We start from the raw sequence: 8,471 nt of genomic DNA, 5'->3' as shown, positions 1-8,471 counted from the left end.
AAATTAAGCAAATAGGAAGGTTTATTATCTTTAATGAATACACTCGCAGAGAAATTCAGATTGAAAAGAAAAGAGTTGAGACTCTCCCAACAAACTCTTGCAGAAGGAATTTGTGAACAAAGCCAGATTAGTAAAATTGAGAGAGGGCATTTCATTCCCTCCGCAGACCTTTTGTTCAAACTCTCACAACGACTTGAAGTGCCATTAGATTATTTTTTTAATGAACAAATTGAAATTAAATCTAACCTCTCTAATTTCAAGCAATTATCTGCTCGCCTATTAGATGATAGAAATTATGACAATTTGGAATATATTTATAAAATAGAGATTGAACGAAGCACTTTTCTAACACTAGAAGACCGAACTTACCTTGAATGGATTAAATCTATTATTGACTTCTATCAATATGACAGTAAGTGTGAGGCTATTTCTTCATTGGAAAATATATTATTAAAAGTCTCCTCAAATACTCTGATTTATTTAAAGGCATTGAATACTCTATCTAATTTCTATTCCTTAGTGGGTCGTGAACAAGAATATGAGGCAAACTACTCTCATTTAATGGAGTTATATCAGACAAAAAATTTTGAGCATCAAGAGTTTTTATTTGGTTACATCAGAGTTCGTTACAACTACGCTCACTACCTAGTGTCAAAGGAAAAATATAACGAAGCCATCCAAGAAGCTCTTGAGACGATTGAACTCTGTAAACAAAGACAGACAAGCTACCAACTGGCTCCCCTACTTATTCTTGTAGGAAATGCTGGAGCCAAGTTTCTAGACAAAGAACAAGTCAAAAATTATTATATAGAAGCAAGAGAGTTATGTAAGATTTATAACAATCCTTTAATGTTGATGAAGATAGAGAATTATTTGAAAGAATTAGATACTGTTTAGTTAATCTTGACATTATAGTTTTTCTGAAACGTTAAATAACCTGTAAGGCTGATAGTGAAATTAATACTATCAGCCTTATAATTTTTCCATGGTATTTCAAATAACTATACTGATTTTGTTTCCCGTTCTAATTTGGTAACATTTTGATTTCTTGTGTTATCAAGTATATGGTAGAAAAAGAGTTCTACACTTTCAGTAGAACCCTTCTTATTAGCAGTATTTTGATTACCTAGTTTTTTCTATTTTTCCTAAATTAAAATAAGAAATTATTGATAAAGTTCTCCTGGAAGATTGTTCATAAAAAAGTGTATCTTTGGCTAGAGAAAATCACAAAATCTAAATAAAACAGAAGACACAAAATATTTATAATATGTAAAAGGTAGTTCAAAAATATAGAACTACCTTTTGTTGATAATAATGAAATTAGATACTTGTTCTTTTGAAATTAGTAGAGTAAAAATTGCTAGAGGGGAATCATCAAACTGCTTTGATTTAGCTATGGTTATTTTACTTTTGTGGCCGAGAACAAATGGAAGATATGGGATTACACAGAGTGAGTATTTCTTTTTGTTTTGATTGAGACACATGAGTATAGATCTGAGTTACAGAAATAGAGCTATGTCCAAGTATTTGCTGTATATAACGAATATATACATTTTTATCCAGTAGCATTGTAGCAAAGCTGTGTCTAAACATATGTGGCGTGATAGTTATAGATAAGTTGTTTTTCTTAACCATCTTCCTTAAAATTAGACGTACGCTTTGTTCTGACAGTGCTTTAAGAGGATGAGTTCAAGTAAATGTTGCACTTATTCTTGCAATTTATCATGTACTCATAAATTAGCCCTTCGTCACTTATCAATTCCTCCCAGTTCTCTCAACCGTTCCTGTCCCAACTTCAACATCTCTTTTTCCACCTTATTCCATTTTCCAAATAGGCATTCGTGTAGGACTACTGCTGCTGATGTTTCGTCTACTTGCGAATCATAAACACACGATTGATCTCTTCGGTAAATTTGAACTTGATTAAAAATCTTGTCATTTTCTAACTCTCGTAAGTTATCAACTAAATGTTCTACAATTCCATCATGGTGCTCTTTGGGAGTCGCTCTCGCTTGACTTGGGTCTATTGCATGGAGCTCCTCATAACGTATCAAGGTACTGAGATAGGACAATTCTGGCTTAGTCCCAATCAGTGCAAGCGAAACTTGGTAACCTTTGGTTGTCAATAATTGTGCAGTTTTTCTAGGGATTTCTGTTGTTCTCAAGGTGCCCTCGATTAACAAATGATAACCTTGTTTACTCAATTCATCTACGAGATATTCAACCATTTGTCCCGCAAATACTTTGGTATAATCCACACTATCTTTGCCATACTTTTCCTGTAGGCCAAGGTAGTTCGGATGAAAAGAGCGATAACTATCTCCATCAATGATAATGATATTGCCTTGAAATTCCCTTTGTTTCACACGATGAATCGTTGTCTTACCAGCACCACTCTGTCCACCTAGCAAGATAGCCTTGGGCTGAGACGAAGTTGTTTTACCACGAGTTAAAGAACGAACGAATCGTCTGGATGCTCGTTCAAAATCATCTTGACTAAATTCTTCTAGTTTCATTAAGCCACCACCAGATGAGTTGCTTGTTCTAGCATCCGTTCAATGCCATCCAAATAGCCATTATATCGCTCTACTTCATCAACAGTCCCCACAAGATAAATCTTCGTGTTCAGCAAATCAGACAAATCATCGCTCATTAGAACCCAAGGATTAGAAGTATCATCAAATGAAATTCCTTGTTCATCTTGAAAACGATAAAGTTGCGCTAAGATATTCGCCCCTCGTTCTTTAATTACTTCAATTTTTAGAGTGAGCTGGTAATCTTCTACTGGCGTGAGCATCTTTTCCTCTCCTACAATATCGATATAGGAAACATTAAATTTCTGACAAATACGATCTATTAATTCTGTCGAAACTGAACTTGTCCCGTTTTCATAACGACTCAGGCTATTTCGAGAGATACCAACAATCTTTGCGAACTCAGGCTGGGTTAGGTCATGTGTTTTACGTAACGCTTTAATATTTTCTCCGATCATGAGGGCCCTCCTTTTATTTATTTCTATTATAGCACAAAATTTAAAAACGCACCAAAAATGGTGCGTTTTTAAATCTGGTAGATGAATCTTTCTTCAATCTAACCTACTGATCTCAGTATGTTAAAACTAATCCAAATATATAATTTTATCAAAAAGAGATCTTATATTTTCATCTAGATGATGGCTTACAAAAATAACAGTTTTTTCTGTCATCGAGAATAGATGTTTCTCAATTTGATACCGTCTTTCTTTATCAATCGCATCAGTTGCCTCATCAATAATTAAAATTGGTTTTTCTTCAAGATAAGCTCTAGCTAGACTAATTCGTTGCTTCTGTCCACTAGAAATGTCTTGGCTAATTTCCGATAAAGTAGTTTCCAATCCATGACTCAATCCATTAATCCAGTCTCTTAAATAAAATAATTCCAATGCTCTTTCGATTTTTGAATCTTCTATTTCTCGGCCTAATGTCAAATTAAATAAAATGGATTCGTTAAAAATATGATCTTCCAAACTAACATAAGAAATATTTTCATGAAGATCCTTGAAATTCATATTTTTTGAATCGATATTGTCATAGAAGATGTGGCCTTTCGAAATTGGGATTTCACCATTAATAGCCTTTAATATAGTTGATTTTCCTGAACCAGATGACCCTGATATTGCATACTTCTTATTTTTTTCAATTTTAACATTTAAATTATCTAAGACAATCTTACCATCACGTTCAATAGTTACCGATTGAAATTCTACTTTATCTATAAATTTCTTCCAAGTTTGTTTATTAACATTACTTTCATGAATACTTTGGTCACCTTCCAATTCAAATTTTTCAAATATTTTGTTTACAGTTTTAAACTCAGCGTAATTTGCCGTTAAGCCTGTTAAGCCAGCAAAGATAATTGATGAAAAATATTGAGAAGAAGATACAGCCCCAATCGGAATTAATCGGTTAAAATATAAGACTCCTGCGTGGGTCAACATGGCAATTTGACTCACAAAACTAGTCCCATTTTGAACAGACATAAGCCCACCAAAGGTTTTTGAATATGAAACTCTGGACTTCGAATATTTTTTTGAATAAGATAAGATTTTTACCATTAAAAAATGAAGTTGATTAGCATTGGATAACATTCGAAATCCACTTAAAGAATCATCAATTGCTTTAACTAATTCTTCATTCTTCTCAGTAAAGTAAACAGCTTTATTCTCCATTTTCTTTGTAAATATTTTAGGAAGATTTACCATTAGAATGAAGAATATCAAAATTGTAAACAATAATGAATAATGGAAACTAAAAAAGGCAATAATTGCAAAAATGATATTTAATGCTTGACTAATCATTAATTCAAGTGTTTCAAAGCCAAGATCTCGAATAGTATTAAGATCATTTGTCAGCCATGAGGTATAGGCGCTAACACTTTTTGAGCCAAAACGAACCACACCCTTACTTTCAATACTTTTTACAATATCTTTACGTATTTCGGTACACATTTCTTGTATGGCTTTTTCACTTGCTTTTGAGTTTTGATATATTTGCAATACCCATATTAAATTTACAGCTAAAATCGCTCCACTTAAATACAAAAATCCCTGTAAATCAAAATTTACAATTGTAGAGATTGCTTTGGCACTCAATATACCATTTAAGTAAACACATAATGAATTAATAAAAATCCAAAACAACCATATAGAATTACTTCGTTTGCATCTAATTAAATAAGTTTTTAATGTCATATCCCAGCCTCATTTAAAAATTCCAAATATTTCTTCACCAATTATTTTTCTTTGATATTTAATTGCAATATAAGATAATAAAATTCCTACTAACTTTTAGGGCGCAGTTCAGAGTAGTCGATTTCTATCTATTTCCTTTATTATTAACTTGAAATTTTCTAGCTTTTTTTTAAACTTCCATTATTCTGTTTCATAGATATATTTTTAGACCGCTGATCAACTTTATGTTCTTTTTTAAAATTATTCTGCATAACTTTCTGGTTCATTTTCTATTCCCTTACTTTCCTTAAATGGATTGTTAATAAATAACAAATAAAATCCTACTAATACCGTAAATATATTTATCGTTATTCCTAGAATATGTATATCCGAATAAAATTGAGGAACTATTAAGAATACAATTGAAAATAAAGCATATAAACTTGAATTAGTAGAGTAGATTAACCCCATATTTTCATAGTTATATTCAGAATAAATCATTTTTTCAAACATATTACCAGATATACCAATAATTATAAAGGATAATCCAAATAGCAAAAGCTTAATCAATGGAATTGGTATTACAAATACTAAGAATAAAAAGAAGCCCGATACAATATAATCAATAAAGAAAAACTTCTTATATGATATTTTTATCCTAGGTGCCACAAAAGCACCTGTCAAATCTGCTAATCGTTGTACTGCCAATACTAACCCAAGATACTGAATGGGAATTCCTTCCGATACAAGATATAAGGGGGCTAAAGTTAAAAGTAGATCTGTTCCACCACTTAAAATTGACTCTGTAATTACAATAAAAGAGGCAAATTTTGATTCTCGAAAAGCAGAAATTGTGTCCAAAAGTTGAAAAGTTAATTCACTTTCGCTTTCTATATTTTCAGACATACCATCTGACTTTTTTTTATCAGGCATATTCAACCTGATTTTCATCATAAAGTATATCGCAGCTACAAAAAATGGAATACTCATATTGAAAACAACAAAATAGGAAAACACTCCTAACAGTAACGAGGCAAACAGGTTACTAATAATGTCTAACACATTTGAAGCCATATACTGAACATCTATAGATTTGTTTATCGTTTCTTCATCATTTTCTAATGTTTCTGGAACAATCTTCATTTGTAATGTGTTGAGTAGATTTGTTGATAAACTAAACAAAAAATTAAAAATATAAAGATAAAAAACTTCAAAGCGATATCTTAAGCATAGAATAGTAATGAAAATTATAAAAAGTTGAAGAACTTGAAAAGTTACTAGCCAGACTTTATCTCTTTGAATTTTATTTACAAAACTTCCATAAAAAACGGCAAGTAAGTTAGGGATAAAACCTATTAGAGTAAATAAAGATAACTGACCAGCTTCAATATTATAAACATTGATTAAACCGATCGACAATGCAATGAAGTAAAAACTATCTGCAATATTTCTAGAAGATCTACCTAATATCAAGTTTTTAAAGTTACTACTGAATTTTTCTAATATCATGTTTGTATACCTCGAAATTCATACAATCGATTTGGATATAATTTGTTATATTTAATAATCCTGTCAAGGAATCCAATACTTTGTAGGAAATAATTGCTACTGCCATATACGATATCGGTGAAATTACACTGTATGGTGTCTTACTATTAATTTTCTTGCATTTATTTTAGCACTCCGTCATCATGTTGTAAATATCTTTTTATAAACTTTTTTTATTTTTTTAAAAATAAATCATTTTTGTATCTATGCGATATTAAAAAAACGATGCTCAATTGAACATCATTTTCATTATTCTGTCATATTTGCAATATAATGTTCGACTTTCAAAGCCATTGACATATTTTCATCCAATTTATAAAGAAAATGTGCTGTCTCAAAATATTCTTTTACCGAAATCTTAGAAGAAAAGTCCTTACTTACATTTCCCATCAATAAATACAAATCAGCTAAAAGATAAGTTGTTCTGTAAGCCTGACACTGCTTTATAGTAGCTGTGATTTTAGTAATAGCTTCTTCAATATTATTCTGTAGCCATAAATATCTACAAACGTTATAGTTGAACTTAATAAATAGTTCTAACTCTTCGAGTGTATTTAAATTGAGTTGATTTACTTGATACTCTAATGTTTTTCGAATCTCATCAAATCGCGTTAAATCTCCAATATCGTAATAAAAATTGAATAGAGTGTTTGAAATTTGGAGATAGTTCATATCAGATATACTTAACTGTGACAGCACCTTCTCCAATCTTTCAACTGCCTCCTCTTGTTGCCCATAGAAATAAAAATCTATCAGAGATTTTATCCACTCCATATAAAATTTATCTGCTAGAGATAAACGATGAGACTTTACATTTTCTAATTCATATATATATTTCAAAGACTCATAATTTCTATTTATGATAAATGTATGTGCTAATTTCTTAAACTCTGCTAGCTCATCAACCTCCCCAACAATCTGCTCATCAAAAAAATAATCCATACTAACTTTTAATTTCTTAGCAAGTGCATGCAAAAAATCCGCCCCAGGAGTGAACTCTCCACTCTCTAATCGACTAATTTGCCCCTGTTTACAAATGCCTTCGGCCAATTCTCGCTGGGACAATTTTAATTCTTTTCGTCTATTTTTTAATCTGGTTGCTAATAATGTACCCACGTTTGGATATTCCTTTTCTAATTGATTTTGATTTCAATTTTAATTGTAACATGATTAAATCAAAAATTCAAATATATGTCCAGAAAGATACAAATTTTACATAAATGGTGTCGAATGTTTTTTGATCTACCTCGTCTTCTTTTGAAAATAATCTACTCAAATAATTTCTAGATTGTCAAATTAAGTTAAACTTTTCATGTAACTCAGAAAAACATATATGGAATTTGAGAGTTCAAGTAATTCCTAAAAGTCTTTGAAATTAAAAACGCATAATATCAGGTATTCAAAAAACTGATATTATGCATTTTATTTTAGTCTAAATTAGGGGGAAATTATTTCCAGATAAAGTTTTTGGCAAGCTTCTTATCTGTTTAAGGTACATCTCCCCATCGAAATGAGCGAGCTACTCTTATTAAACGATCAAAAGAGTTAGGTTTACCTAATTATGGTTTTCACATATTCCGCCATACTCATGCGTCTTTAATGCTCAACGCTGGAGCAAATTGGAAAGAACTGCAAGAACGTATGGGACACAGATCTATTTCAACCACAATGGATAACTATGCGGAATTAGATCCTAACCGAAAGAATGAAGCAGTCGATATTTTAATAGAACGACTTGCACAAATTAAAAAAACTAATTAGAGACTATTATATTTAGCTATAATAAATCATTTTGCAATTAATGTAAATTTTATATTGCTACTATAAAATTTTAGGTATACAAAGACCTATAGATACTTTATTGGTAAGATTAATTTTATAACATTACTACAGTTAAAAAAATCCTACATTATAGTTTCAATTGTAAAAAAAACTCATTATTGATACCGGAATGTTCTCAGAGATTTTTCAACTACTTTTGTACAATGTAAGTCAAATACAAAATTACCTACTTAATAATATTTTTTTACTACTACAGTTAACAAACATATTAAGATTAGTAGTGAGGAAGTTTCCGACTGGAGAGAGTACTCACTACTTTATCTTATCATGAAAATAATTCAATTTTTTCTTAGTTCAATGACTTGATCGTATCGACTTTCATTATCAATATGGTGAGCGATTTCTAACACCATCATCGGTAGTGAGAAAATCA

The 8,471-nt window shown here is 30.8% G+C and carries 6 protein-coding genes and 3 pseudogenes; 2 read left to right on the top strand and 7 right to left on the bottom strand.

Annotated features, from left to right (window positions below; all coding sequences use genetic code 11):
* Positions 1-33: 33 nt before the first annotated feature.
* Complete coding sequence (locus ADG03_RS08695) at positions 34-897, top strand: helix-turn-helix domain-containing protein (protein WP_049520963.1); 864 nt, start codon at positions 34-36, stop codon at positions 895-897.
* Positions 898-1,404: 507 nt separating this feature from the next.
* Here the strand turns inward: ADG03_RS08695 and ADG03_RS11285 are convergent.
* The 6 genes and pseudogenes from ADG03_RS11285 to ADG03_RS08670 all read right to left on the bottom strand — a co-directional run.
* Positions 1,405-1,686 (bottom strand): annotated as a pseudogene (locus tag ADG03_RS11285) (tyrosine-type recombinase/integrase); the annotation flags it as partial.
* A gap of 62 nt (positions 1,687-1,748) precedes the next feature.
* Entirely contained in the window at positions 1,749-2,516 is a 768-nt protein-coding gene (pezT, locus tag ADG03_RS08690) for a type II toxin-antitoxin system toxin PezT (protein ID WP_049473274.1), read from the bottom strand.
* A complete protein-coding gene (gene pezA / locus ADG03_RS08685) occupies positions 2,516-2,992 on the bottom strand; it encodes a type II toxin-antitoxin system antitoxin PezA (protein WP_003010109.1) in 477 nt (158 codons plus the stop codon). The genes pezT and pezA overlap by 1 nt, the downstream gene beginning before the upstream one ends.
* 126 nt (positions 2,993-3,118) lie before the next feature.
* Positions 3,119-4,729: an ATP-binding cassette domain-containing protein gene (locus ADG03_RS08680; protein WP_049473275.1), complete on the bottom strand. Its 1,611-nt coding sequence runs from the start codon at positions 4,727-4,729 to the stop codon at positions 3,119-3,121.
* 240 nt (positions 4,730-4,969) lie between these two features.
* A complete protein-coding gene (locus tag ADG03_RS08675; RefSeq protein WP_049473276.1) occupies positions 4,970-6,217 on the bottom strand; it encodes an MFS transporter in 1,248 nt (415 codons plus the stop codon).
* A 288-nt stretch (positions 6,218-6,505) separates the two neighbouring features.
* Positions 6,506-7,372 carry a helix-turn-helix domain-containing protein gene (locus ADG03_RS08670; RefSeq protein WP_049473277.1) on the bottom strand — a complete coding sequence of 289 codons (867 nt, stop codon included), beginning with the start codon at positions 7,370-7,372 and terminating at the stop codon, positions 6,506-6,508.
* Positions 7,373-7,762: 390 nt separating this feature from the next.
* On the opposite strand from ADG03_RS08670, the pseudogene ADG03_RS11280 reads away from it, so the two are divergent.
* Positions 7,763-8,017 (top strand): annotated as a pseudogene (locus ADG03_RS11280) (tyrosine-type recombinase/integrase); the annotation flags it as partial.
* 359 nt (positions 8,018-8,376) lie between these two features.
* On the opposite strand, the pseudogene ADG03_RS12045 reads toward ADG03_RS11280, so the two are convergent.
* Positions 8,377-8,471: pseudogene (locus ADG03_RS12045) on the bottom strand (ATP-binding cassette domain-containing protein); the annotation flags it as partial.

Source organism: Streptococcus parasanguinis, assembly GCF_001069785.1.
Taxonomy (GTDB): Bacteria; Bacillota; Bacilli; order Lactobacillales; family Streptococcaceae; genus Streptococcus; species Streptococcus parasanguinis_T.
This window is presented reverse-complemented; position numbering and strand designations above follow the sequence as displayed.